This window comes from Anaerobacillus sp. ABA4_114, from assembly GCF_056159065.1.
Genome location: NZ_JBSWUM010000001.1, coordinates 2585847 through 2612704, shown reverse-complemented (window position 1 = coordinate 2612704; position 26858 = coordinate 2585847). Strand labels below are relative to the sequence as shown.

Genomic DNA, 26858 nt, shown 5'->3' with positions numbered 1-26858 from the left:
GATTTTCTTTAGAGAAAAGTATCAAAAAATTACCAAAATACTCTTTTCTATGTCGTAAAAGTCATTGAATGTGTGATACCATTTACATAGGAAAATTGCCAAACGTGAAGGGAGAACGACACAGCATGAAAAAACAAATAAGTATGCTAGTCCTGTTAGCAGCCCTCTTACTAGCTGCTTGTTCAAACAATGAAGGGGACACGCAAGAGAAAGAAACTTCCGAGAATGATACGGTGTCTATGGAAGAAACGCAAAAACAACTCGAAGCAATGAAGGTTGAAGAAGATAAAATAGTTGCGACTGTTAACGGTGAAGAAATTAAAGGGAAAGACTACAATTCAATGTTGATGCAAACGCAACTACGCTATACGATGGAAGGAAAAGACCCTTCTGAAAGTGAAACTGCCGAGACGATTAAGAATGAAGTGATGGACAACCTGATCGGTCAGGAACTTCTATTGCAACAAGCTAAAGAAGAAGGCTATAAAGCATCTGATAAGGAAGTAGAAACAGAGCTTGAACAAGTGAAGTCACAGTTTCAAAGTGAAGAGCAGTTACAAGAAGCTTTGAAAAAGCAAGGGCTAACACTTGAACAGCTTGAAACTCAATATGAAAACATTGTTGTAGTCGATAAATATGTAGAAGAGAAAATTAACACGCCAGAAGTCACTGAAGAAGAAATGAAGGCATTTTACGATGAGCAGTTTACAAAGGACGCGGACAACCCGCCATCTTATGATGAAATGAAAGACCGAATCAAGAGCTACCTTGAAGAAACAAAGCTGCAAAAAGAAGTTCAAGAGCTTAGAGAAGAGCTGAAAGAAAAAGCAGAAATAGAAGAGATGATCTAGGTCAGCCAACAAGCTGACCTTTTTTTATGAAGCAGGAGGTAATGAAGTGGAGAATGTAATTATAGAAATTCGTGCGTATGTTCAACAAAAGCTTGAAAATGAAGGGAGCGGCCATGACTGGTCACATATCGATCGTGTAACAAAGTATGCAAAGACGATTGCTGAAGCAGAGGGTGCCGATGGATTCGTTTGTGAAGTGGCCGCACTCGTTCATGATCTTGTTGATGATAAGCTTGGTGATCCTGAAGAAGGGATACGAGAAGTCGAACATCTTTTAAAGAAAGTTAGCACTAAAGAAACAGATCATATCTTAAACATCATCTCCACCATCTCTTTTAAGGGAGGAGGGATGCCGCCAGTTGAGAGCCTTGAAGCAAAAGTTGTGCAGGATGCAGATCGGTTGGACGCTATCGGAGCGATCGGAATTGCACGAACGTTCGTGTACGCTGGATCCAAGGGGGATCAGATGTATGACCCGCACCTTCCACCTAGAGAAGCCATGTCGGTATCAAGTTATCGGAAAGGACGTTCTACAGCAATCAATCATTTTTATGAAAAGCTGTTAAAGCTAAAAGGCACGATGAACACGAAAAAAGGAAAAGAGCTAGCAGAAGAGCGCCACAAATTTATGGAGGCATTTCTTGATCAATTTTATAACGAGTGGGAAGGAAAAGGATGAATAATTGACTCTTACTAGTACAAACTGAAAACAAAAGACGAGAGGATGTTTTTAGTGGATGCAATGAGAGCCAAGCAAATATTAGCTTCAAAAGAAGAGATTCAAGTCCTTCATAACGGAAACCCAGTCTGGTTGACTAGCGTAAACGAGCAGAAGGAAACAGCGAGAATTCATGAAACAGATCGACCAGATCATGAGCATGATGTTTCGCTGTATCAGCTATTTGAACAGTAATCGAGAGCTTCTAGGATCTAGAGGATCAGTGTCTTGAACTCGTGTCACTTTGTTCCCTATACCGTAGGAGTTTGAATACCGCTTGCTTTCCTGCGGACGAGCCTCCTCCCGGACAAAGAACGTCCGGTCCGGGGTCTCTGACGCCCGTTCTTCCGGGGGATTCAAGCGGTATTCACTCCTACTAGAATACAGTTAAATGAGATAAACTTTCCGAACGATTACCCTACCAAACCTTACTTGCCGTCATTTCAAGTTGATGTTTCTCTTAATACAACGCGTATTTGAGAAATCTCATTATCGGTAGATAGCTAATAAAGTTTTCTCGGCACTCTAAAGAACCAACACACCTGGTTCTTTTTTTATGATCAGGAAGGTATTCATAATATAGTAAGATTGATGTGTTTTGTTCATATAAAGCAATTCTATACTTCAAAATGCATGGATTCCTGTTTTTTGGGGAATAAGACAAATAAGTAATTTAAATGACTTTCTTATAACATTCTTGATAAATAGGTTGCGGCGAAGCTTGTCTAATTTATGCACTATATGCAAAGTAATTAGAAGTTTAGTCGAATGCGTTTTGATTCCACTCACTATTGGGCATAATGGTTATGTGTTCGATTGAGGAGGAATGCAGAATGTATGAGTATGAAGCAATCATCGAGAAGAAACGAAAAGAAATGTTCGATATAGCTGGACGGTATGGATTTGCTTCTGAAAAAACGATTCGCTGCAGTCAGGAGTTAGACCGGTTGTTAAATGCTCTTATGCAACGCCGGACTACGTAATAAGCGGGTTAGAGAAATTAGAGGTAAATATTTTTCTTCCTGTGTGGGTTAATTAAGGAGGAAATCATCATGAAAATTGACCTTAAAGCAATTCTAAACGAAGAGTTGTTTGATTGGATACAAGAACACCCTAAGCGAAATCAATTAATAGAATCGATCGAAGGCAGTATCTTTCAATCCATCGTACAATTTCGAGAATGCAATGATATTAATTATAATGGGAACGATGATTGGACGTTGTATGCTCTTCGAAATGAACAAATGTGGAAAGACGAAGTTGATCCACTTAACGAATGCAAAAGCCGTTAATTAGACACGGCTTTTTTTGTTGGATTTTTTTAAGAAAAGCAGGATAAAAACCTAATCTTGTAGAAAAGTGTAGGAAGATAATGATTTTACCATAAATTGGGGAGGAAATAATGGTCAAACAGTCAGAGAATATTCTCATAGAAAAACACCAGCTTCATGAGCTACATCGAGAATACGAGAAGTATCTGTCTCTCTTTACCCATTATCCTGGTATGATCTATTCTCTAAACCTCGATGGACTCGTCAAAAATATGAATAAGTTTGGTGAACAGTTTGCTCACAAAAGTGGTGAAACTGTTATTAACAAACATTATACAGAATTTATTATTCATCAAGATCGAGAGGAAGTCGACAAAGCATTTAGAGAGACGCTAGCAGGACAGATCACTCAAATTCAAACGACCCTCTTACACGAAGTAAGAGTTACAGTAGATGTGGAGATCATTACGATTCCAGTCTACATAGATAATAAAATTGATGGTGCATTTAGTATCGTACGAGATATTACGTCAGAAAGAGAGACAGCCGTAGCTCTAAGAGAAAGCCAGGAGAAATACAGACTTATTGCTGAACATACTTCAGAGCTCATAAGTTTAGTGAATGTTGAGAGTGATCGTGTGATCTACGCATCTCCCTCCCACGAAACAATTCTTGGTCATCCACCACATTATTACCTGGGTGAATCCATCGAACTCGATGTGTATCCTGATGACCAGAGAAGTATCGTTGATTTATTAAAGGATGATCCACTTGATCACTCACCAGCTGTTGTAGAATTTCGAAGAAAACATGCCGATGGATCGTGGCTATGTCTTGAGGATCGGGCAACCCTTATTCCTGCAGGAGTGGACAGTGAGAGAACACTCGTTGTCGTAACAAGAGATATTACAGAGAAAAAAGAAGCGGAGCGAGAATTAAAGCAGACCCTTAAACAGCTGAAGGATATGAAGTATGCGTTAGACGAAAGTGCGCTCGTATCGATTACAGATAAGCAAGGAAGAATTACATCTGTCAATAACCGGTTTTGTAAAACCTCTGGCTATTCAAAAGAGGAACTGATGGGTAAAGAACATAAGATATTAGATTCAGGGTATCATCCCCCTGCTTTTTTCCATGAGATGGAGAAGAAGATCGCCAATGGAGAAGTTTGGAAAGGTGAAATAAACAATCAAAAGAAAGATGGAGAAATCTTTTGGGTCGATACGACAGTGGTCCCTTTTCTAGATGATAAAGGAGAACCCTATCAATATGTTTATATTCGAAAAGACATAACGAATCGAAAACAAACCGAAGAATTCCTAAGAACATCTGATAAACTCTCGGTCATTGGTGAACTTGCGGCTGGAGTCGCTCATGAAATCAGAAATCCACTCACATCATTGAAGGGGTTTACACAAATTCTTAAATCTAGGCTTTCTGATGAAAGTGATCAAGAATTTATTAAGATCATGATGTCTGAGCTCGATCGAATCAACATGATCGTAAACGAATTTATGGTATTGGCAAGGCCTCAAGCCGTTTCTTTTGAAAAAGCAAATATTCTCGATCTTATTGAGAATGTGCTGACATTAATTGAAACACAGGCGATCTTAAACAATGTACAAATCTACACACGGCTTATTAATACAGCCCCATCCATTACATGCAGTGAAAATCAAATCAAGCAAGTCTTGATCAATGTGATGAAAAATGCGATAGAAGCCATGCCAGACGGTGGGGAAATCGTTGTATCCGTTTATGTGGACTCTAAAGATATTATGATTGAAGTGAAAGATAACGGCACAGGCATACCAGATCATCAATTACCTCATGTAGGCGAACCGTTCTACACAACCAAGAAAAAAGGGAATGGACTTGGACTCATGATCTGTAGAAGAATTATTCAAAACCATCAAGGTGAGCTTACGTTTGAAAGTGAAGAAGGGATCGGAACAACCGTCTGCATCAAACTACCAATAGAGCTGCACAAATAAGCGTCCATGCGGGCGCTTATTTATATGAGAAGAATTCTTTACAAACATAAAGTAAGCGCTTACAATATAAGAAAGATATTTTCTGAATAGTTAAATAAAAGGATGTGTTGAGAGTGAGAAGCGAGACGAAATACCGACTCCTTGCCTTTGAAAAGTTCAACGCTGAGAATTGGAAAGAAGACAATCGCCTTTTTAATTATTCAATCGCAACTCTTGCAGTACTGATTTATGGCATCACATACTTATTGTAGAAATTGTATATAAAAAAGGCACTTCCTCAAAAAGGGGAAGTGCCTTTCCATTTAAGACGCAACTTTATCTGAATTATTATCGGATAGTTTGTTCATCAATGTTGTACTTGCTTCATTCAAGCCAACGAACTTAACAGAAATGCCGTTTTGAACAAATTTTGCATGAATCTTATCGATCGCACCAACTGCTGAATCATCCCAGAGGTGAGCATCTGATAGTGAGATCTCAACACGGTCGATGTTTTCTTTATAGTTAAATGCTTTCACGAGATCAGTGACCGAAGCGAAGAAGATTTGACCAGAAACTTCATAGATTCTGCGATTATTCGCATCATCAAGTGTGCTGTTAACATGAATCTTAGAGATTTTTGCAGCAAAGAAAATAGCGCTCAAGAGGATTCCAGCAAGTACGCCGTTTGCAAGGTTGTGCGTGAATAATACGGTTAATACCGTCACGACCATTACCGCTGCATCTGTTTTTGGCAGGCGGTGTAAGTTTGTAAGTGATGACCAGTCAAACGTTCCGACTGATACCATGATCATAACCCCAACAAGAGCCGCTAGTGGAATCTGACTCACGATATCTCCCATCACAAGGATCAAGAACATTAAGAACGAACCGGCAACTAGTGCAGAAAGACGGCCTTTACCACCAGACTTAACGTTGATGACAGATTGTCCAATCATTGCGCAACCAGCCATACCGCCAAAGAAACCTGTTACGATGTTTGCAACACCTTGCCCTTTTGCTTCACGGTTCTTGTTACTATCTGTATCCGTCATATCATCAACGATCGATGCTGTTAGGAACGACTCGAGAAGTCCTACAAGAGCAAGCGCTAATGAGTAAGGGAAGATGATCATTAGTGTTTCAAGGTTAAATGGAACAGAAGGGATAAAGAATGCTGGGAGTGCTTGGGTAAGCTCACCCATGTCTCCAACTGTACGTACTCCGCTTCCTGACATAATTGCGATGATCGTAATCACAATTATGGCAATGAGTGGGGAAGGGACAGCTTTTGTAAACCTTGGTAAAAGGTAAATGATTGCAAGAGCTCCAGCGACCATGAGATACATCGGCCAAGATTCTCCAACGAAATGTGGCAGCTGTGAGCTAAAGATCAGGATAGCCAGGGCATTTACAAAGCCTACCATAACCGAACGAGGAATGAACTTCATAAATTTACCGACTTTCAAGACTCCCATAGCAATCTGCAAGATACCAGTTAAGATCGTTGCTGCAAATAAATACTGCAGTCCGTGATCGGCGACAAGAGTAACCATCAATACAGCCATTGCACCTGTTGCTGCAGAGATCATTCCAGGTCTTCCACCAGTAAACGAAATGACGACGGCGATAGAGAATGAGGCGTACAATCCAACCATTGGATCGACTCCTGCCATTATAGAGAAAGCAATGGCTTCCGGGATAAGAGCAAGCGCTACGACTAGGCCTGCCATCACGTCACCACGGACGTTCCCAAACCATTCACTTTTTAATTGTTGAATTGACAAATAATACACTTCCTTTTTCTGCGTATTCCTTTCCTCCCCGGAAAGGTGAACCGGACAAAACAAGGTGAATTATACGCAGGAAATAGGAATGTGACGAGCCCCTAATAGTGCCGTGTAAGCGAACTCATGCTTATAATACTTAAATATGCGTCGGTTTTCTCTGTTTTTCATTAGATTTTAACTTTTTGGGGGTGAAAATTGAAATGTGCGGTGTTCAACAGACGTTGCTTCATAAGCTGATGCGATCCCATCTTTTTGAACAAGCTCTTTTGGAACGCGCTTTATTTGAATTGAAAAACGCTCGTCTGTTGGAATCAGTGGATGTGATAATTGAATCGTATGGTCATCCTTCCAATTAGCGAGTATGCGTTCGTCCTTTTCAAGAAAATAAAACGACTGTGAAAAGCCTTCTTTAAACCACGTAAGTTCGTTTTCTTTCGTGACACCTGGTTCTTGAAAGCATACATATAAGGAAAGATCGTCGAAAAATTGAAGGAGCTGAAAGTGAAATGTAAAGAGGTCTTCCTGGACCTCGAAGTCATGTAGCAAATCTTTTTGGCGTTTGCTTTCATGATTGTAAAAGCTGACCCCTCTTCGCGAAGTAGCTTGTTTGAAGAAGGATTGATAATGTTTACTGCAAAGGTATGCAGCGTATGAGCTGTAGTTTAAAACCTCTTCGATTCCCTTTTGGTAGTAATCGAGCTTGATCGAAAGAGGGTAGTCCATGAAAGAGAATGGGAACTTTTCATCGTCATTCCATATTGGAACCGAATCCAGCGTTTTCCATCCACGATCGTGATGGTGAATCGCATAGAGAACATCATATTGATATGAAAGGTCTGGCCAGTACGTTCGGTTTAGCTTCTTGGCAAGCTGTCCTGATAGAAGCGCATGTTCGTGCTGCCTGATCATGACAAAGCAGTCATTATGTTCATAGACGATCATCCACTCATCCTTTCGAAAGGTTTAGAAAGCTCCGCCTAGTTAGGGGAGCTTTTTTTGATTTCCTGAAAGTTAATACGTGCATTCGTATGGTCGATCTTAGCGATTGTGAAAGGTTTCGTAATAGCCTGGGTCACCATGTCATCTTTTTTAGGGTCCGTTGTATAGTATGTAACGAGCAACTTGTTTCCTTCTTTAGTTATATTATCGATTGTGACCGAGTACCCTCCTGTTGGCATTTCACCTCGCGTAATAATGATATAAAGGTGATCTCCTGAAGGAACGGCGAAGGTCGCTCTTTCAATCCATTTTTGTTGCAAAGTGGTCTGTATATCGTTTGGTGCATTATTCATTTGGACGATTTCAAAATCAATCTCCTCAGACACTTCTTCACCCCCATTTGTATCTGTTGGCTCGGCATTGTTCTGACAGCCAGAGATAACGAAAGCGATCACAATTGTAAGTAAAAGAATAATGTGACGCACTGATCTTTCTCCCTCCTTACACATGCCTCTATACATGTGCTAGTATGTTTAAGTTTAGCGAAAATTAGATGAAATGGAAAGGGTTTACCTTGTTATACGGTTACATTACTTATTGAATGGGTAATGAACCTATGGAGATAATAATCAACCATAGAGTTAAAATGACAAGGAAGGGGACTTGATATGCAGAACGCAATTCTTGAATTTCTAAGAAATGTTGAAGAACCAGTTTCTACTCATGAAATCATGGAGTATTTATCAAACAAAGGGTATAGCCCTGATGAAGAGGAACTTGTAAGGGCAATAAAAGAAATTCCGCCAACAAAAATTCAAACAGAATTCGACGCATCCGTGGTGGATCCGGCACCATCAGTGTTATATAAGGCTGGGCCAGAAGCTTAATTTACTTCTTGCGACGAAACACATCGACTAAGTACAATCCAAACAGTAAAAAGAAAAAAAGTCCGATAGCAATCAATACGTCCATTACAATCGATAGCATGTGTGACATCCTTTCAGGTGAAGGTTTCCTTTTAGTGTAACAAACTGTTTAGAAAGTTTGTGTGATTCTTCATCCAACAAGAGAAAGAAAATGCTATACTAATAGCATTGAGTTAAGGGATGGAAGGATGTCAGCATGAAACGAATCAAGTTTAACGGTACAACGTTTATCATTGTTTTCTTTATCGTATTTGTTATCGTCGGAGCCACAAACGTTTTGATGAGTGACGGCAAAATGAACACGAGTGAGTATGTTCTAAGTGAAGATCAAAAGGATGTCGTATCTCGATCTGAAACACAACCAAAAATCCCAGTAGGGGGATTACTAAATAGTAAGCTGATCGATAACCAAGTTTCTTTAGTCGCTAAACTTCGATACAGCGGTGAAAAAGATGGTTCGTTTAAAGTGATCAATGGTGAGATGTTGAATTATCAAATTACAAAGCATAAAACGGATGAAGTTGTGATCCCTTTTGGCTCTGAAGAACCAACGGATACAGTCGACGTAACACCAAAAGAAGTGATTGAAGGACAAGCACAGCTAACGCCAGAACTCGATCCCGGTGTATACCAAATTGAAGTCGCAGTTCCAATCGAATACGAAGGGGAAAAGGAACAGTTCGTATTCCGTATTCCTGTTGAAATTCAACCTTAAAAACAGCAGAACATCTGCTGTTTTTTTTTAGTTGAATTCAAAACGTATGCTAAACTAGAAGGAACAACACATAGGGGGATAGGAATGAAGAAACTTAATCTATATAAAATAGTCGGAATATTAATTACATTCGGATTGTTTCTGGTGATCTTCAACTTTCTGCAAAATAGAGAGCCGAATTTTGAAGTGAACTCAAAAGCATTTAATGTCGTTGAGTCTGCAGAAGCACTTGATGATCACATGAATCAAATGATCCCCCAATTCAAATTAGCGAAAGAGCTCGACCTTATCAATACATACAATAAATCTATTCCGATTCTCGACTTGGATCGAGAGTTGATCATACACGAAGCGATGGTGGTAGCATACGGTGGAATCTACCTATCTTATTCCTTTTCGCTTAAAGAAGAAGACATGCCGTTCGACCTCCCGCGGCTTTCCATTGGAAGTATTAGCTATAGAGATGGATCAGGCGCAAAAAAATCAGAGTATGTGGAGCAACATCTCATTCAATCACAGAAACCGATAGTAAATGAATACCGTTTATATCAAGCCGTTATCTTGACCCCTGAAAGCAACCTGAATTTTATTACTGAAGAAGAAATGGACTTACTCAATTTGGAGGAATTAACGTTAAAAGACATCGTAGTAAGCCATGGTGAAAAGAAAAAAACACTGAACGATGTGACGTTAAAGGTGGAAAAGGGTTATAAAGGAACACCTTTTGCAGAAGCCGATTTAGATCAAGCGTTGCAAGTGGGAGATGGGACCATTGAGTTCGAAAAATTTACAGCTTCCTACACAAAAAATAAGCTGTATTTTGAATCAGACTTAAATGATCTCTCCTACATCTTAGTTAATGAGCAGGTTGGAGACCATACCTTTCAAAATCGGTACAAAGTCGAAAATGAAGGTGATCGTTTCTCAATAACGATGCAACCTTTTCAAGAGTTACAAGAGAAGTTGAATCTTGAAATAGCGGGAATTCTTAGGGATAAAACTGGCTCGGTTGAATCAACATTAAGTTCTGAAGAGTTAACGAAGCTAAAAGATGGCGGTGTTGTAGAAGCAGGTAATTATGGTGGAGTCTCTTATGGGATCAGTATGAGAGCGAGAGGATCGTCGCACGCTCTTGCTCTTTCTTTAGAGGCACAAGATTCCGTTGAACACGATGTCATTCGAATGCTACATATGATTAATGAAAACGAGATCAGTCAGTTTCCATATAAAGAAGATTTCATCACTCTTACCATTAAAGATCGGAATGGCGATGATATCCTCATCTATGATATTGAAGAGTCAGATACAGGTTTTCTCATAAACCTCGATATGGGCCATGCCACATCGTTATCTCCAGTAACCGTTAAGCTATCTTACCTTCCTGACATTGTGCGTGTAAGGGAAGAGGTAAGCGCCTCATTAAAATTGTTAAAAAAATAAATTTTAAGGTTTTGAAACTAGAAAACCGGGTATAGTTAGTATCAAACCCCCTAAGTAATGATGTTTCACATTGATTTTCCCCCTTTTTGCCGTACTCTTCGAGTGCGGCAATTTTTTTGTTAACCTCCTTATTCTGAAGCGTTTCCATAATGAAGTATTCGTGCTAATCTTTTAGGAAAGAGTAGAGATAGAAGTGAAAGGATGAAGCGAATGGCAAAGAAAGATAAAGTTACCGAATTGACAGAAGACTTAGCATCGTTTCTTAATGGCGAAAAACTCGTCATGCTATCGACGATCGACTATGAAACAAGCACTCCGAATGTTTCAGCTATTTCCTGGGTGAAAGCGTTGGATAAGAAGAATATACGTTTTTCCGTGACGAGTAACTCTAGAACAGTGGAAAATGTAAAAGGTAACAAGGGTGTCGTACTATCCATCATCGGCTTAGAAACGGTATATTCTATTCAAGGGAACGCATCCATTTTAGAAGAGGCGATGAGCGGCGTTTCATTAAAACTTGCTAAAATCAACGTTGAAGTTGAGCAGGTGATCGAGTCTATGTTCTGGGGAGCCAAAATTACGGCAGACCCACGATTTGAAAAAACATACAACAAAGATAAAGCAGAAGCGCTGGATCTTGAGGTCTATACAGCTCTGATGAAATAGCTTCCAACTTTCTATCGATCTTTATTTATGCTTTAATATAGAGTAAGAAATGCAATTCGTGCTGTCACATTAAATGACACTCGCATCATGAAACGAGGTTGATTCCCATATGGAGTGGGGAATGATTATTGATTCTTTAAACGAAGAGACGATAAAAGAATGGCTTAACCAGTATGCTGCACTTGGTCCATTGCCAGGCATCCTGCTACCGATGCTAGAAGCAGTGCTTCCGATATTGCCATTGTTTCTTTTTGTGGCCGGTAATGCTGCAGCCTACGGTTTTTGGTACGGGTCACTTCTTTCATGGTTAGGTGCATCCCTAGGTGCATTGCTCGTTTTTATTGTCGTAAGAAAACTTGCAAGACAGCGGTTCATGGGTTTGATCACAAGGCATAAGAAGATCGATAAGACGCTAAGGTGGATCGAGCGACATGGGTTTGGCATGGTGTTCCTCTTACTGTGCTTTCCATTCACACCATCAGCCCTCATCAACGTTGTCGCTGGACTTTCAAATATGAGTATCAGAAGTTTTGTACTAGCTGTTCTTCTTGGAAAAATGGTCATGATCGCCATCGTTTCATTCATCGGACATGACGTGTTTTCGTTAATCCATCAACCACTGCAATTGGTGCTGATCGTCCTCGCCATCGGTTTATTATGGGGTGCTGGGAAGATCATCGAGCTCAAGCTGAATCAGCGACCAAGAAAAACAAGAATGGAAGATCAATCAAGATAAGCCATGCCGGTAGCGGCATGGCTTTTGTTTTGGTTTTAGGGTGGTAATCTGGCTAATAAAATGCGATTTTGGCTAATAAAATCTGAATTTGGACAATAAAATGTGATTTTAGCTAATAAATTGAGATTTTGGACAATAACAGGTTTGTTTTAGGGTGTACTGCTTATTTCGCAGGGAGCTTTGGTAAAGATATCAGCGATAATTGGACGGATATCAGCGAAATTTCTGATATATCAGCGCTTTTTAAAATATATCAGCGAAAATGAGGATTTTATCGGCGAACTGAGGTTTACAGGCCGCGCCTCGCAGAAACTACGCTATTTCACTCTTTCAACTGAACACAAAGAACGTGTTCAATTTCAAGAGTTCCAATAGCTCCGTTTCTACCCGCTCGTCTCCGCTTTTCGATGTCCAGCTGCGGTGGCCAGGCTCTCGAGACGCTTCAGCATTGTGGTTGAACACAAAAAGCGTGTTCATCCACAACGCTTCCAGCGCTTGTCGAGCCTAAACGGGCCACCTCCGCTTTTCGGTATGTCCAGCTGCGGTGGCCAAATACTCCGGTAGTTTCAGAGGAGCGATTGAGACAAAAAGCGTCTCATTCGCTCCTCTTCCAACTCCCTGCGTATTTAAACGGGCCACCTCCGCTTTTCGCACTAAAAGTACTTCTTCTTATCCCTCTCTTCCTTCAGAATCTCCACAGCTTCTCTAAACCTTTGGGAGTGGACGATTTCTCGTTCTCTTAGGAAGGCGAGGGAGTCGTTTAGGTCTGGGTCGTCGGAGAGGTCGATAATCCATTGGTAGGTGGCTCGGGCTTTTTCTTCGGCGGCGATGTCTTCGTAAAGGTCAGCGATCGGGTCGCCTTTTGCTGCGATGTAGCTTGCTGTCCATGGGACGCCGGCTGCGTTTTGATAAAAGAGTGCTCTGTCGTGGTTTGCGTAGTGCGCGCCGAGTCCAGCTTCTTTCATTTGGTCAGGTGTTGCATCTTTCGTTAGTTTATAAACCATCGTTGCAATCATTTCGAGATGAGCGAATTCTTCTGTACCGATATCGGTTAGAAGTCCTACGACTTTGTCTGGGATCGTGTATCGTTGATTTAAGTATCGGAGCGCAGCGGCGAGTTCGCCATCTGCGCCTCCGTATTGCTCGATTAGAAACTTCGCAAGCATCGGATTACATGTGCTTACCTTTACTGGATATTGCAGTTTCTTTTCATAAACCCACAAAAGCACTCATCCTTTCCAAATTAAACTTGCCACGGCCATGGGGTATCATTCCAGTTCCACGGATAGCTGCTGTAGCTTAATCCGTACTGTAGAAGAGGTCCGTAATCTTTTTCATACCTCTTCCTTAATTGCTTCCTCAATTTTGCAAACTCATTGAACTGCTTGATCGCATCGATGTCATTCGGGTGGGTGTCGAGGTAGAGCGTTAGTTCTAACAGCACAAAGTCAGTAGCCTGAAGCTCTTCGAGTAACTCGTAATACTCGTTCGGTAGCTGTTTGTGCTTCATCGTTAGCCCTCCTTATTCTTTTCGTAAGGGTCATAGAACACTTTCCAGAGCGTTCCTGCTGCGAGCGCTTCTCGTGGCGAAAACTGCTCGAGTCCTGGAGGTTGGAAACCTAAGTAAAGGTTTGGAGGCGTAGAGTATGATTTCACTCGAATCGGCTTACACGGGTCAAAGGGGCTAATATAAGGTTCGTAATATTTCCTATTGGTGTACATCGTTCCCCTCCTAAAAATTCGATTGGCTACCTTACTAGATGTATGTTTTTTCCTTATAAAAGATGTTCACTCCATGAAAAAAGCACCTCCACTCATTGGAGGTGCTCGGCTGGCTTACATTTTGTTTACGGTGTCATTCCATTTTGCTAATGCGTTTTTTAAGTCGTGAAGGTCTAATTCGAACGGGTAGTTGCTGTGTACACTCGTTTTCTGTGATTCATCGAGCTTTTCGTAACTATGCACAAATTCTGTCATATCTCTCGTAATCCGGTTGAGCTCCCATTTAAATGTATCCATCTCTTTATTTTCCATGTCCAAAACTCCTTTTCAAAAGTTGTGCTTAGTACTCTATACCCTTACAGTTTTCCCTGAAACCTACTGAGACGATCACTCAATAATTGGAAACTAGAATGCGAACGTATCTTCTTATGAAGTCTATTAAATTGCGAAAAAACGTGAGATAATGGGATAGTTAGTACACGTGTACGGGAGGAGAAACGAATGGGAGTTCAATTTATTATAGGTCGATCGGGGAGCGGAAAAACCGATCACTGTCTTACTGACATTCAGCGTGAGTTGACCGAACGTCCTCTTGGGGAGACGATGATCTACTTAGTTCCAGAACAGATGACGTTTCAGTCAGAGTATGAGCTCGTACATAACCGTAATTTAAAAGGCATGATTCGTGCTCAAGTGTTCAGTTTTACACGTCTTGCATGGAAAGTCCTTCAAGAGACAGGTGGTATGGCGAGGCCGCATTTAACGTCTGTCGGTACGAGTATGATGCTTAGACATATTATTGAAGAAAATAAAGCACAACTGAGAATTTATCAACGCTCGTCAGACAAAACAGGCTATATTGATCAGTTGAATGATATGGTCACTGAATTTAAGCGCTACTGCCTCGAGCCAGATCATATAAAAAGTTACGCTGATGATTATTATACAACCGACGATCGAAGTCTTCTACGAGACAAGCTCTATGACCTTCACCTTGTATACGAAGCATTTCAACGAGCGATGATCGGTCATTATTTAGATTCGGAAGATTACCTTCAGCTGCTAGCTGAGAAAATCTCTGAATCACAGTATCTAGAGAATGCCGCGATTTGGGTGGATGGGTTCCATAGCTTTACACCTCAGGAGCTTCTCGTTTTACAAGCTTTGATGAAAAAAGGTGCGGATATCACGTTTACCATCACGATGGACACCGAGATGAATCCAGCTTCTGTCCATGAACTAGACCTTTTTCACGAGCCTGCGACAACGTACCAGACGCTTCTCCAAATGGCGAATGAAGAAGGGATCGACGTAAAGGCCCCAGAGCTACTAACCAACCAAAAGAGGTACCAAAACAACGAGCTTCGTCATTTAGAAGCAAATTACGGAGAACGCCCTCCTGTCCTTTATGCAGGAGAGCTTCAGCATTTAAAAGTCAATCATGCGGTGAATATTCGATCAGAAGTTGAAGCTGCAGCAAGAGAGACGCTCAGGCTTGTTCGAGACGAAGGCTATCGATACAAAGATATCTCTGTGATGGTCCGGGATATGTCAACGTATTACGAGCTTGTTGAAACGATTTTTACAGATCATGGAATCCCTATCTTCTCTGACCAAAAACGGACGATGCTCCATCATCCTTTGATCGAGCTTATACGATCGAGTCTCGATATCATTCAGTATCACTGGAGATATGAAGCTGTTTTCCGCTGTGTGAAAACAGAGCTTCTGTTCCCTGACGACACGGAGAATAGTAAAGCAGATCTTAGAAATCGAATGGATGAGCTCGAAAATTATGTGATTGCAAAAGGGATCAAAGGATACCGGTGGAGATCAGGAGAACGGTGGAAGGCGAATATCTATCGTCAACTAGAGGATAAAGAAACCGTAACGTCTGATGAAATCGAGCGAATGGAAGAACGATTGAACGAAACAAAAGAATGGGTTTCGAATCCTTTAGAAAAATTCGAGCGTAAGATGAAACAAGCAAAGACAGTACGAGAGAAGTGTGAAGTTCTATACTATTTCCTTGAAAACTGTAATGCTGCTGAAAAAGTAGATCGGCTAAAAGAACACGCTGAGAAAGCGGGACAATTAACGAAGGCGAGAGAGCATGATCAAGTTTGGGATGCAGTCATCGCTCTTCTCGATGAAACGGTCGAATTGATTGGTGACCAGGAGTTATCGATCGAACAGTTTACGAAACTATTAGAAGCTGGTATCGAAAGTATGAAGTTTGCTCTTGTTCCCGCTTCTCTCGACCAAGTGGTGATCGGAAGCATCGACCGGACCCGTTTTACAAATGTAAAGTGTGGATTTCTGCTCGGCGTGAACGACGGGGTGTTACCAGCAAAACTTCAGGATGATGGACTTTTAAGTGAACAAGATCGAGAAAAGCTTGAAGAACAAGGGATTCAGCTTGCTCCAGGCTTGAAGCGGCGATTACTAGATGAAGAATTCCTAATCTATCACGCCCTTTCAACACCATCAGAGAATTTATGGGTGAGCTGTCCACTTGCGGACGGCGAAGGGAAAGGCCTACAGCCTTCGATCGTTATGAATCGAATGCAGGAAATGTTCAGAGATCTATCGATTGGACTGAAGTTTGCTGAACCTGGCGAGGAAGCAGATGACGAACTCTCATTCATAACGAATCCGCTAAAAACGATCGGAAGGCTTACTGGCCAACTGAGACAGTGGCACAGGGGCTATCCGATCGATGCGATCTGGTGGGATGCGTATAACTGGTTCGTTGAAAACAGCGATCGCGAGAGTAGTAAACTGAGATTGGTAGAAAGCTTGTTTTATCGAAACAAAGCGACTAACCTTTCTCGTGAAACGAGCCGTGAGCTGTACGGTTCGAAAATCCAGGCGAGTGTCTCAAGAATGGAGCGGTATCAGTCATGTGCATTCTCTCAATTTGCTTCACATGGCCTTAAGTTAAAAGAGCGCTCCACCTTTAAACTAGAAGCGCCGGATATCGGTCAGCTTTTTCATGCATCACTAAACATGCTTGCTGAAACAATCAAGCAGCGAGACTGGGATTGGAGTAAGCTTTCGACGAATCAATACTATGAGCTTTCAGGAGAAATCGTCGAACAGCTCGCGCCAAGGCTTCAAAATGAAATTCTGCTTAGCTCGAATCGCTATCACTATATTATGAGGAAGTTAAAGCAAGTCGTTGGGAGAGCTTCGTCTGTACTCGGACAGCAGGCAAAGCGAAGCGGATTTCAGCCTGCGGGGCTTGAACTTGCTTTTGGTCCTGGAGAAGCGATACCACCGATTCAATTTAAACTTAAGAACGGCGTTACGCTGCAGCTCATCGGACGGATCGATCGAGTCGATCAGGCGTTCAAAGAAGATCAGCTCCTCTTGAGGGTCATCGATTACAAATCGAGCGGAACTTCGCTCGATCTGTCAGAAGTGTACTTTGGCCTTGCACTACAGATGCTCACATATTTAGATGTCGTGATTTCTTATTCTCATCTATGGCTAGGAAGAGAAGCGGCAGCAGCTGGTATGCTTTATTTCCATGTCCATAATCCGATGCTTCAAACGTCTTCACCAGCACAATCAGCCATACAAAGGGAGCTTTTCAAAAAGTTTAAGATGAAAGGCTTGTTACTTGCAGATAAAGACGTTGTCAGCTTGATGGACGATACGATTGAAAGAGATAAATCGGATATCGTACCTGCAGCGCTGAAAAAGGATGGGAACTTTACAAAGAACTCATCTGTCCTTTCATCGGAAGATTTTGATGCGCTTAGGGCATATACGAGAAAGACGATCCAAAGAATTGGAACAGATATTTCGGACGGTAAAATCGATATCGATCCGTACAAAATGAAAGATAAGATTCCGTGTACGTTCTGTTCATACCGATCGTTCTGTCAGTTTGACCAGGCGATGGAAGATAATTCGTACAAAGTGATTCCTGTAAAAGACGATGAAACGATTTTAAGAAATATGAGAGAGAAAGGAGGAGACACGGATGACGGAGGACATTAAAAAGCCAGAAGGTTCCCACTGGACAGATGCACAGTGGGATGCCATCGCGGCTAGAAACCAGGATGTGCTTGTTGCAGCAGCTGCAGGCTCTGGAAAAACAGCGGTATTAGTTGAACGCATCATTCGAAGACTCGCGGATGAGAAAGACCCAGCAGAGGTAGATCGGATTCTTGTCGTGACATTCACGAATGCTGCTGCAGCTGAAATGAGACACCGCATCGGTGAAGCACTCGAAGCGAGGTTAAAAGAAGATCCCTCTTCGCTCTATTTACGAAGACAGCTATCCATGCTTAACAGAGCTTCCATCTCAACGCTCCATTCTTTCTGCATGGAAGTACTTCGCCGCTATTATTATGAAATCGATCTTGATCCTGCTTTTCGGGTAGCTGATCAAACGGAAGCCGCTCTTCTTCGAGAGGAAGCGATGGAGGAGTTATTCGAAGAACAGTATAGCGGTGAGAACGAAGCGTTCTTTGACCTAGTCGACAGGTACAGCAGCGATCGAAGCGATGTTGACCTTCAACAGCTCGTTGAAAAGCTGTATCACTTCTCCTCGAGTCATCCATGGCCAGATCAATGGTTGTATGAGAGTGTTGCTCAGTATGAAAATGCCGGGAAAGTGGCATTTGATGAACTCGTTTGGGTGAAGGAATTAAAGAAAGATGTCATTCTTCAGCTCGAAGGTATGAAGGAGCTCCAAGAAAAATCGATCGAGCTCGCATCTTCATCAGATGGTCCTGAACCGTACCTCGAAACGTTACAGTCTGAGCATAAGATGGTGCTTGATGCCTTATCCTCAGCTCAAGCAACCTGGTCGTCATTAGCATCGAGCTTTGAAGCTTTTCATTTCGGTCGGTTGAAACCATGTAAAGGCGATCAGTATGATCCTGCCAAAATCGATGCGGTCAAAGGGATGAGGGACAAAGTTAAGAAGACGATTCAGAGTTTGCAGGAAGAGTTGTTCCAGAGAACTTCTGAAGAGTACGTGGAAGATCTTGAACAGTTAGCGCCTGTTCTAGGGACGTTATCTGAGCTCGTTAAGCAGTTCAGAGAACGGTATACGCTTCTGAAAAAAGAAAAAGGGCTCGTCGACTATAGTGACCTCGAACATTATTGTCTTGCCGTACTACTCGACAAGGATTCTACGCCGGAAAATCCGATCCCTTCGAATGCAGCTCGTGAATATCAAACGCAGTTTGCTGAAGTGTTGATCGATGAGTATCAGGATACGAATTCAGTTCAAGAAACGATTTTGAATGCGATCAGTCGAAGTGGTGAAGAAGCGGGGAACCGTTTTATGGTAGGCGATGTGAAGCAAAGTATCTATCGCTTTCGATTAGCAGAGCCAGGTTTATTTCTCTCTAAATATAAGACGTTCGGGCGTTCATCAGATGACCCTTCAAAACGAATCGATCTTGCACGTAACTTTAGAAGCCGTGAAGAAGTTTTGAACGGGACGAACTACATCTTTAAGCAAATTATGGATGAGCGTGTTGGTGAAATCGAGTACGATGAAGCTGCTGAGTTGATTCCTGGTGCCAGCTACCCTTCTTCAGAAGCAGTCGTTCCAGAAGTTCATCTGATCGACCAGAGTTCAGAAGGAGAAGATCAGGAGGAAGATGTAGAGAAGGTGCAGCTTGAAGCACGATTGATGGCATCTCGCATCAAGACGATGATGGGGAAAGGCGAAAGAGAGCGTGCGAGAGTATACGACCGAAAAGAAGAGCGCATGAGACCAGTTGAGTACAGAGATATGGTCATCCTGCTTCGCGCGACGGCGAGCTGGGCTCCGGTCATCCTTGAAGAGTTAAAACAGGCAGGGATTCCTGCATACTCCGATTTAGCAACAGGTTATTTTGAAGCGACAGAAGTAGCTGTCATGATGAGCTTACTTAACGTGATCGATAACCCGTATCAAGATATTCCGCTCGCATCCGTGCTTCGTTCTCCTATTTTCGGTCTAACAGAGGAAGAGCTGGCTCAGATTCGAATTCATGAGAAAAATGGGAATTACTTTGAAGCATTACAAACGTATGCAGACGATGAGTCAGATGAGCTTTCAGACAAGCTTTCAGAATTTCTCGAGAAGCTAAATCAATGGCGGGATCAAGCGAGACAGTCTTCTCTTGGAGAGTTGATTTGGCAGTTGTACCGTGAAACGAATTATTATGAGTTTGTAGGGGGAATGCCAGCGGGCCTTCAGCGTCAGGCGAACCTGAGAGCACTTTACGATCGTGCGAGACAGTATGAAGCAACGTCGTTTCGAGGTTTATTCCGATTTCTACGCTTTATCGATCGTATGAAAGAGCAAGGTGGCGATCTTGGGACTGCTAGAGCGCTCGGTGAACAGGAAGACGTTGTGAGAGTGATGACCATCCATAAAAGTAAGGGACTTGAGTTTCCGATCGTTTTTGTGGCTGGGATTGCAAAACAGTTCAATTTGAGAGATATGGTCAATCCGATGCTGATGCATAAAGAGCTTGGGGTAGCTTCCAAATTCATCGACCCTATCAATCGCATCACATATCCAACGCTACCGTATTTCACTCTTCAAAAGAGAATGCGACTCGAGATGCTTGCTGAAGAAATGCGTGTGTTGTATGTTGCATTGACGAGAGCAAAGGAGAAGCTCTATTTGATCGGTACCGTAAAAGAGTGGGAAAAAGAGCTCTTATCCTGGACAGGCGCTTCAACAGAAGAATGGTTGCTTTCTGATTTTGAACGTTCGAAAGGAAAATCATACTTGAGCTGGATTGGCCCTTCGCTACTTCGTCATCGAGATTTAGCACAAATCGTTGATGACGTGGCAGATATTAAGAAGCCAACTCCTGTCTTTAATCATACGTCAAGGTGGGACCTAGCGATTCACTCTGCAGCCGATTTTGCAGAAGTGGAATCTGAAGATGTTGCGAGGCAAGAAGAGTATGAGAAATTACTTCAGTCAAAAGAGACGATTCCTGAACGTAGTACACATCGAGATGAAGTCGTAAAACGACTCAGTTGGACGTACCCCCACACGGCAGCGACTGAAACGAAATCCAAGCAGTCTGTCACTGAAGTGAAGAGGCAGAGGGAAGTGTTTTCTGATGAGCGGAGTGACTCAACGATCGTAAGTGGGTTTAAACAGTCGCTAAAAGAGCGCCCTCGCTTCCTACAAAGTAAAAAGCTCACACCGGCTGAACGAGGAACGGCGATGCATGTTGTGATGCAACACTTGAATGTTACGAATGTAACGGATGAAGATGCAGTAAGAGATTTGATCGCTCGACTAGAACAAAAGGAATTATTAACATCTGAACAAACAGATGCGATCGATGCAAACCAGATTTTGCAGTTCACGCAGTCATCTCTAGGTAAGAAAATGAGACACGCAAAAGCGATTCACAAGGAAGTTCCTTTCAGCCTTGGTGTTGATTCCACTTGGATTTATGCTGATTTTGAAGGTGAAGAGGAGACGGTCGTCTTACAAGGTGTCATCGACTGTATCATCGAAGAAGAAGATGGCCTAATCCTAGTCGATTATAAGACAGATGTGATTCAAAACCGATTTAGTTCAGAAGAACAAGTCGAAACGACCATGAAAAATCGCTATTCAACACAGTTGAAATTATACGAAAAAGCAATCGATGAAATATGGAATCTCCCTTGTAAAGAAAAAGTACTTTACTTTTTCGATGGTGGACGATCGATTACGATCGATTAACATGCTGGCCGGGCTCATGTCCGGCTAGCTTATTTATTCAAACATACATAATCAACTAGCAGAGGAGTGAAAACGATGAAGTTGCTTCATACGGCAGATTGGCATTTAGGAAAAACGCTTGAAGGACGAAGCAGATTACCTGAACAAAAAGCATTTCTTGATGAGCTCATCACCATCGCTGATGACGAAGAGGTGGATGCGATCTTGATGGCAGGAGACGTCTTCGATACGGTCAATCCTCCAGCAGCTGCAGAAACGTTATTTTACGATGCGGCTGTTAAGCTCACACAAAACGGCGAACGTCCGCTTATCATTATTTCAGGTAATCATGATAGTCCAGATCGTCTAGCGGCATCTCGCCCACTTGCTGATCGAAATGGGATCACGATCATCGGTTTTCCAACAGCAGAACGCCTTCAATTAACAGTGCGTAATGGACAAACGCTTTCGATCGCTGCTCTTCCGTACCCTTCAGAATCACGATTAAACGAATGCTTAACAGAAAGCCAGGAAGAAGGCGTCCTTCAGCTCGCTTACGACGATCGGGTGGAGAAGTTGTTTAATGACCTTTCCTCAGATGTTCCTGACGATGCAGTTCACATTGCGATGAGTCATATCTATGTTGCAGGAAGTAGAGAAACGGATTCAGAAAGGCCAATTCAAGTAGGAGGGGCTTACACCGTCTCTGCGAACTCGTTACCGAAGGAGGCGCAGTACGTTGCACTTGGACATCTCCACCGTCCTCAAACCATTACAAGAGGTTCTGCTCTTGCTCGTTACGCTGGTTCACCTCTTGCTTACAGCTTTTCTGAAGCAAGTCATGCGAAGTCGGTTACGTTAGTCGAGGTGGAGCCTGGTGGGCTCGCACATATTGAGGAAGTTCCTCTTAATGCAGGGAAACCTCTTGTGAAATGGGTTGCAGATCAAGGCATCGAGCAGGTCTATACCTGGCTTGAAGAAGGAAAAGATCAGGATGCCTGGGTCGATCTTGAAGTGCATTTAAACGATACGCTTTCGATCGAGGAAATTCATAGGCTTCGGAGCAAGCATGACGGGTTCATTCATATTCGTCCCGTTTTTAATAAAAGTGAAAAGAAGGATACTGCGGCAAAATCAAGTCTTCCGATCGATGAACTGTTCAAACGGTTTTATGAACAGCAAACGGATGGAGGCGAGCCGGATGATGAGCTCGTTCGCTTGTTTTTAGAGCTTTCTCACGGTGATGAAGATGAGTAGGAAAGGAGGAAACCACTTGTGAAACCATTACGATTATCTGTATCAGGTCTTCATAGTTTTAGAGAACCACAGGTTGTAGATTTTGAAGCGCTCTGTCAAGGAGGCGTTTTTGGTATTTTTGGCCCGACTGGAAGTGGAAAATCTTCCTTGCTCGATGCGATGACGCTCGCATTGTACGGGAAGGTTGAACGTGCGACGAACAATACGCAGGGAATCATGAATCATGCAGAAGATACGCTGTCCGTGTCATTTACCTTTGAACTCAGTGAAGGGGTTCATTACCGTGTCGAGCGGAGCTACAAGCGTTCTGGAGACATATCCGTACGCTCAACGACCTCTCGCTTAGTAGAAATCACTGATGAAGAAAGCGTTTTGGCAGATAAAGATCGCGATGTATCTCAAAGAATTCAAGAAATTCTTGGATTGACGATCGATGATTTTACTCGTGCCGTCGTTTTACCACAGGGGAAATTTGCCGAGTTTCTTTCGTTAAAAGGTACTGAAAGGCGTCAGATGCTTCAGAGGCTGTTTCAGTTAGAGAAATATGGCGATCAGTTCAACCGCAGACTGAAGGCCCGAGTCGATAAAGAAAAAAGCGTGTTGAATGAGCTTACAGCAGAGCAAACGGGTCTTGGAGATGCTTCTAAAGAGCATCTGAAGGAAGCGAAGGAATCGTTAAAAAGCGCTGAGCTAGCAGCTGAAAAAGCGAATGAAGAGCTTGAGGCATCGAAGAAACAAAGAAACGATGCAGAGAGAACTTGGTCACTTCAGAAAGAACATACGGAATTATCGAATAAGAAATCGAAACTCCTATTGAAAAGTGAAGAAATGGATCGTCTTAAGAAGAAGATCAAGCGGTCGTTTGCGGCTTCCGCACTAAAGCCATATCTGGATACGCTAGAATCGACCGAAAAGGAAGAAAAAGAAGCGCGTCTCCGTTACGAGCGTACGAAAGCAATTTTAACTGAAGCGAAAACGTACTATGAAGATGCGAAGAAAAAGCATGATGATAGTAGAGCAAGACAACAAAGTGAAGAACCACAACTGATTAAAAGGTTGAATGACCTCGAACGTGGAATAAAGCTTGAGAAAGAAGTAGATGAGCTTAAAACGATACGAGAAAGAAATCTTGTAAAATGGAACAAGATCAAAGAAGACGATGACGAAACGAACAAAGCCATGACACAGGCTGAGCACGATTTAAACGTTGCGAGAAACTTACAAGAGGATTTAAATCGCAAGCTCGACGGTCTTCAGGTTCCGAATGATGAACGAAAGCGTCTTTCGACAGCACAGCAATTAAAGCATGAGTACGAAGGTGCTAAGAAGCAGATCGATGAAGTGATAGAGGAAGAACGGAAAATCATCGAAGAAAAAAACTCTTTAGAAGCTTCGCAGTCAGATATGAATATGAAGCTCACAAAAGCGAAAGAAAGCTATCGTACCTTTTTCAAAAGGGTGTTGAGAAGCTATGAAGGTGTATCTGCATGCAAAACAGCGGTAGACCAACGTATAGCAAGATTGAGTAAAGAGATTCATGACGCTTATCAAAAGCTTGAGAACAGTCGGACTCATGCGATCGCGATCAAGCTTGCTTCAGAACTGCAGGATGGAGATGCGTGCCCTGTTTGTGGAGCAACCGAGCATATGGAACTTGCAGATGGAGAAGATGAGACACTTGAATGGCAGCATAAAATCGAGCAAACGGAGCAGCAGAGAGAGGCTTTTAAGGATAGCCTTTTACATGGAAAGCAGTTGCAATACAAGCTCGAACAGCTCTCTGATCAAATGCTCGACCTTGATGAGGGTGTGAAAGAAATCACTTCCGATCAGCCTGTCGAGTTGTCGGACGATCTCCTCACCGAAATGAAATCATTCACTCAAGATGTACGTGAGCTTGAAGAGTACATCAGAAAACTAGGGAAAGAACTTCAGGAGTACAACACGGCTGTATCAAAAAATACCTACAGACTCGATCAGGTCAATCATAACCTGTCCGCCATCTTAGAAAAGAAGCATACGCTTTCTGTAAGAGCGGATGAAATAAAGAAACGCATGATAGAAGAGCTTTCCCTTACGATTGATGATGTTGAAGAGAAAGTAACAAAGCTTCAGCAGATGGATGGCGAAGCCGAAGTCATTCGAGAACGCCTTTCAAAAAGCATTCCATACATCGAGAAGAAAGAAGAACGCTTTGCTAGTTTACAAGAAAACGTTCAAGCTCTCTCTATTCAAAAAGCGGAAATCAAGAGTACACTTCAGCAAAATAAAGAACAGTTAGAAAGACTTGAACGCGACCTTCAAGAACTAGTAGGTGAAGGATCAGCGCATGATTCTTATATTCAAGTTGAACAGAGATTAACGGATCTACGTGCTGCAGAAAAGGCGGCTCAAGAAGAATTAACGAAAAAGAGTGAACACTACCAAAGCGCAGAAAGACAGGCTGCATCTGATGACCACTATGTTAAGGACGTACGTGAACGTTTGGAAAAAGCGAGATCTGCTTACGAGGAAGAACAAAAGGAATCGATCTTCCAAGATCGCGAGAGTGTGAGAGAAGCAGACGTTTCGAAACACTCTCGAGAAAAGTGGGAAGAAGAGGTGGAATCGCACGATAGAGAATGGAATCGCGTGATCCATGGAATTGAAGAACTCGAAGCAAGACTCGGTGGAGAGAAGATTACAGAAGAAGAATGGAAAGAAGCGGAGGATGTTCTGAAGCAAAAGCAGAAAGCGAGGGACGATGCCCACTCGCATGTGGCGGCAAGTCGACATCATCTAGACGATGTTACGAAGCGCCATGAACGCTTCATGGAGTTAGAAAGCGATCGAAAGAAAACGAGTAATGAGCTTGAAAAGCTAGGCAAACTTCAAGCTGTATTCCGAGGCAATAGCTTTGTAGAGTTTATCGCATCAGAACAGCTCGAGCAGGTAAGCCTCGACGCTTCACAGAAACTAGGAGATTTAACGGGTCAACGGTATGCGCTTGAAGTTGATTCTTCTGGTGGATTCCTGATCAGAGATGATGCGAACGGAGGAGTAAAGAGACCTGTTTCAACGCTATCAGGTGGAGAAACATTTTTAACCTCACTTTCATTAGCCCTCGCATTATCGGGTCAAATTCAGTTGAGAGGCGCACATCCGCTACAGTTCTTCTTTCTGGATGAAGGGTTCGGTACGCTTGATGAAGGCTTACTCGATACGGTGATCACATCGCTTGAGAAGCTGCAAACAGAAAGCCTTTCAGTTGGCGTGATCAGTCATGTACCTGAATTACGAGCGAGACTTCCTAGGAAGCTGATCGTCACCCCGTCTGAGCCTTCAGGTAAAGGAAGTAGAATCGAACTAGAAACTTTATAAGGTTAAGCGAGCTGCTGAGAGTATTCTTGGCGGCTTGTTGTTTAGACAGAGACAATAAATGTAAAGAATTGAAGAAAGAGACTGTCAAATTAACGCATTTTATGTAAAAATATGATTAGTAGTTGAGGTAATTAATGTAGGAGGAACATGGATGTTGCACTCTATGAAATTAGGAAAAGGAATTGTGAGACCTTTTACTCACTTTCGAACATTACGTTCGGCTTACCGTTTAAAAGGCTCGTGGTGGCGTCTTTTTTTACTTGCGTTACTTGCGTTTCTCGTAACGGCAGCGACAACATTTTTGAATATCAAATACGCTGGTGAGCTGCCAGAGTATGCGGGGCTAGCCTCAAGTGAGAAGCTGCTATTCGTATTGAGTGAAGTGATCTCAGACGGCATTTTAGCAATACTTGTCTTTTTATCTATCATTCTTGTAGGCGCTCTCTTGTTTTGGCCGTTCTTTCAGGATGTGGGGTATAAAAGATTAGCGTTTATACATAGTTATGGCGTGTTTATTTTGTTGATCGGCATGATCTTGCAGCTGCCATTTATTATGTTTCTCCATGAACCTTCATATATCTCACCTTTTAGTATCGGTGTTTATATCGATCTTTTCGTGGATGATTCATTCTGGCTCTATTTTAGCTATAGTCTATCGTTGTTTTTTGTATGGCTCATCATCGTACAGTATGCTGCCATATACCAATCGACCTCTCGAAGAAGAGGATACATTGTTACCTGGATCATCATTCTAGACATTGTGCTTGCTTTCGCGATGGCATATATACGAACGGCATTTTAAAT

Annotated in this window: 25 protein-coding genes; 17 read left to right on the top strand and 8 right to left on the bottom strand. The window is 42.4% G+C overall.

The annotated features are described in order from the left end of the window. Positions 1 to 125: 125 nt before the first annotated feature. From ACXAEY_RS13285 to ACXAEY_RS13255, 7 genes are all read left to right on the top strand, one after another. The gene (locus ACXAEY_RS13285; RefSeq protein ID WP_270181551.1) at positions 126 to 851 is read left to right on the top strand and encodes a SurA N-terminal domain-containing protein; all 726 of its coding nucleotides are present in this window, start codon (positions 126 to 128) and stop codon (positions 849 to 851) included. Positions 852 to 897: 46 nt separating this feature from the next. Next, positions 898 to 1530 carry an HD domain-containing protein gene (locus tag ACXAEY_RS13280; RefSeq protein WP_474812481.1) on the top strand — a complete coding sequence of 211 codons (633 nt, stop codon included), beginning with the start codon at positions 898 to 900 and terminating at the stop codon, positions 1528 to 1530. A 63-nt stretch (positions 1531 to 1593) separates the two neighbouring features. Then, the gene (locus tag ACXAEY_RS13275) at positions 1594 to 1764 is read left to right on the top strand and encodes an H-type small acid-soluble spore protein (RefSeq protein WP_270182040.1); all 171 of its coding nucleotides are present in this window, start codon (positions 1594 to 1596) and stop codon (positions 1762 to 1764) included. 638 nt (positions 1765 to 2402) lie between these two features. Then, positions 2403 to 2552 (top strand): aspartyl-phosphate phosphatase Spo0E family protein, encoded by a 150-nt coding sequence (locus ACXAEY_RS13270; RefSeq protein WP_270181553.1) that lies wholly within the window; start codon positions 2403 to 2405, stop codon positions 2550 to 2552. Positions 2553 to 2621: 69 nt separating this feature from the next. Beyond that, entirely contained in the window at positions 2622 to 2861 is a 240-nt protein-coding gene (locus ACXAEY_RS13265) for a hypothetical protein (protein ID WP_270181554.1), read from the top strand. 110 nt (positions 2862 to 2971) lie between these two features. After that, positions 2972 to 4834 carry a PAS domain-containing sensor histidine kinase gene (locus ACXAEY_RS13260; protein ID WP_474812480.1) on the top strand — a complete coding sequence of 621 codons (1863 nt, stop codon included), beginning with the start codon at positions 2972 to 2974 and terminating at the stop codon, positions 4832 to 4834. A 113-nt stretch (positions 4835 to 4947) separates the two neighbouring features. Further along, a complete protein-coding gene (locus ACXAEY_RS13255; protein WP_270181556.1) occupies positions 4948 to 5085 on the top strand; it encodes a hypothetical protein in 138 nt (45 codons plus the stop codon). A 51-nt stretch (positions 5086 to 5136) separates the two neighbouring features. On the opposite strand, the gene ACXAEY_RS13250 is transcribed toward ACXAEY_RS13255, so the two are convergent. The 3 genes from ACXAEY_RS13250 to ACXAEY_RS13240 all read right to left on the bottom strand — a co-directional run bounded on the left by ACXAEY_RS13250 (position 5137) and on the right by ACXAEY_RS13240 (position 8027). Beyond that, positions 5137 to 6600 (bottom strand): SulP family inorganic anion transporter, encoded by a 1464-nt coding sequence (locus tag ACXAEY_RS13250; RefSeq protein ID WP_474812478.1) that lies wholly within the window; start codon positions 6598 to 6600, stop codon positions 5137 to 5139. Positions 6601 to 6777: 177 nt separating this feature from the next. After that, the gene (locus ACXAEY_RS13245) at positions 6778 to 7545 is read right to left on the bottom strand and encodes a DUF3891 family protein (RefSeq protein ID WP_474812475.1); all 768 of its coding nucleotides are present in this window, start codon (positions 7543 to 7545) and stop codon (positions 6778 to 6780) included. A gap of 35 nt (positions 7546 to 7580) precedes the next feature. Next, entirely contained in the window at positions 7581 to 8027 is a 447-nt protein-coding gene (locus tag ACXAEY_RS13240; RefSeq protein ID WP_270181558.1) for a protease complex subunit PrcB family protein, read from the bottom strand. Positions 8028 to 8210: 183 nt separating this feature from the next. On the opposite strand from ACXAEY_RS13240, the gene ACXAEY_RS13235 reads away from it, so the two are divergent. The 5 genes from ACXAEY_RS13235 to ACXAEY_RS13215 all read left to right on the top strand — a co-directional run bounded on the left by ACXAEY_RS13235 (position 8211) and on the right by ACXAEY_RS13215 (position 12025). Beyond that, complete coding sequence (locus ACXAEY_RS13235; RefSeq protein WP_270181559.1) at positions 8211 to 8429, top strand: transcription initiation factor IIE subunit beta family protein; 219 nt, start codon at positions 8211 to 8213, stop codon at positions 8427 to 8429. A 235-nt stretch (positions 8430 to 8664) separates the two neighbouring features. Beyond that, a complete protein-coding gene (locus ACXAEY_RS13230) occupies positions 8665 to 9183 on the top strand; it encodes a hypothetical protein (RefSeq protein WP_270181560.1) in 519 nt (172 codons plus the stop codon). Between the two features lie 84 nt (positions 9184 to 9267). Then, on the top strand, positions 9268 to 10623 hold the full coding sequence (locus tag ACXAEY_RS13225) for a hypothetical protein (protein ID WP_474812472.1): 1356 nt from the start codon (positions 9268 to 9270) through the stop codon (positions 10621 to 10623). A 210-nt stretch (positions 10624 to 10833) separates the two neighbouring features. After that, on the top strand, positions 10834 to 11289 hold the full coding sequence (locus ACXAEY_RS13220; protein ID WP_474812470.1) for a pyridoxamine 5'-phosphate oxidase family protein: 456 nt from the start codon (positions 10834 to 10836) through the stop codon (positions 11287 to 11289). 121 nt (positions 11290 to 11410) lie between these two features. Then, positions 11411 to 12025, top strand: coding sequence for a TVP38/TMEM64 family protein (locus tag ACXAEY_RS13215; RefSeq protein ID WP_270181563.1), 615 nt, complete (start codon positions 11411 to 11413; stop codon positions 12023 to 12025). A 330-nt stretch (positions 12026 to 12355) separates the two neighbouring features. Here the strand turns inward: ACXAEY_RS13215 and ACXAEY_RS13210 are convergent, their stop codons facing one another. The 5 genes from ACXAEY_RS13210 to ACXAEY_RS13190 all read right to left on the bottom strand — a co-directional run bounded on the left by ACXAEY_RS13210 (position 12356) and on the right by ACXAEY_RS13190 (position 14059). Next, positions 12356 to 12502: a hypothetical protein gene (locus ACXAEY_RS13210; RefSeq protein ID WP_474812468.1), complete on the bottom strand. Its 147-nt coding sequence runs from the start codon at positions 12500 to 12502 to the stop codon at positions 12356 to 12358. Between the two features lie 176 nt (positions 12503 to 12678). Next, the gene (gene cotJC / locus ACXAEY_RS13205; protein WP_270181564.1) at positions 12679 to 13248 is read right to left on the bottom strand and encodes a spore coat protein CotJC; all 570 of its coding nucleotides are present in this window, start codon (positions 13246 to 13248) and stop codon (positions 12679 to 12681) included. Positions 13249 to 13268: 20 nt separating this feature from the next. Then, the gene (locus ACXAEY_RS13200; protein WP_270181565.1) at positions 13269 to 13535 is read right to left on the bottom strand and encodes a spore coat protein CotJB; all 267 of its coding nucleotides are present in this window, start codon (positions 13533 to 13535) and stop codon (positions 13269 to 13271) included. Between the two features lie 2 nt (positions 13536 to 13537). Then, on the bottom strand, positions 13538 to 13747 hold the full coding sequence (locus ACXAEY_RS13195) for a spore coat associated protein CotJA (RefSeq protein WP_270181566.1): 210 nt from the start codon (positions 13745 to 13747) through the stop codon (positions 13538 to 13540). Between the two features lie 114 nt (positions 13748 to 13861). Continuing rightward, positions 13862 to 14059 carry a hypothetical protein gene (locus ACXAEY_RS13190; protein WP_474812465.1) on the bottom strand — a complete coding sequence of 66 codons (198 nt, stop codon included), beginning with the start codon at positions 14057 to 14059 and terminating at the stop codon, positions 13862 to 13864. Positions 14060 to 14248: 189 nt separating this feature from the next. Here ACXAEY_RS13190 and addB point away from each other — a divergent pair, with 189 nt between their 5' ends. The 5 genes from addB (at position 14249) to ACXAEY_RS13165 (ending at position 26856) form a co-directional block, all read left to right on the top strand. After that, positions 14249 to 17755: a helicase-exonuclease AddAB subunit AddB gene (gene addB, locus ACXAEY_RS13185; RefSeq protein ID WP_474812463.1), complete on the top strand. Its 3507-nt coding sequence runs from the start codon at positions 14249 to 14251 to the stop codon at positions 17753 to 17755. Continuing rightward, positions 17739 to 21458, top strand: a complete 3720-nt coding sequence (addA, locus tag ACXAEY_RS13180; protein ID WP_474812461.1) for a helicase-exonuclease AddAB subunit AddA — start codon at positions 17739 to 17741, stop codon at positions 21456 to 21458. The genes addB and addA overlap by 17 nt, the downstream gene beginning before the upstream one ends. A gap of 75 nt (positions 21459 to 21533) precedes the next feature. After that, a complete protein-coding gene (locus ACXAEY_RS13175) occupies positions 21534 to 22694 on the top strand; it encodes an exonuclease SbcCD subunit D (RefSeq protein ID WP_270181570.1) in 1161 nt (386 codons plus the stop codon). Between the two features lie 18 nt (positions 22695 to 22712). Continuing rightward, complete coding sequence (locus ACXAEY_RS13170) at positions 22713 to 26054, top strand: AAA family ATPase (RefSeq protein WP_474812458.1); 3342 nt, start codon at positions 22713 to 22715, stop codon at positions 26052 to 26054. Between the two features lie 151 nt (positions 26055 to 26205). Further along, positions 26206 to 26856: a hypothetical protein gene (locus ACXAEY_RS13165; protein ID WP_474812456.1), complete on the top strand. Its 651-nt coding sequence runs from the start codon at positions 26206 to 26208 to the stop codon at positions 26854 to 26856. Positions 26857 to 26858 lie beyond the last annotated feature (2 nt).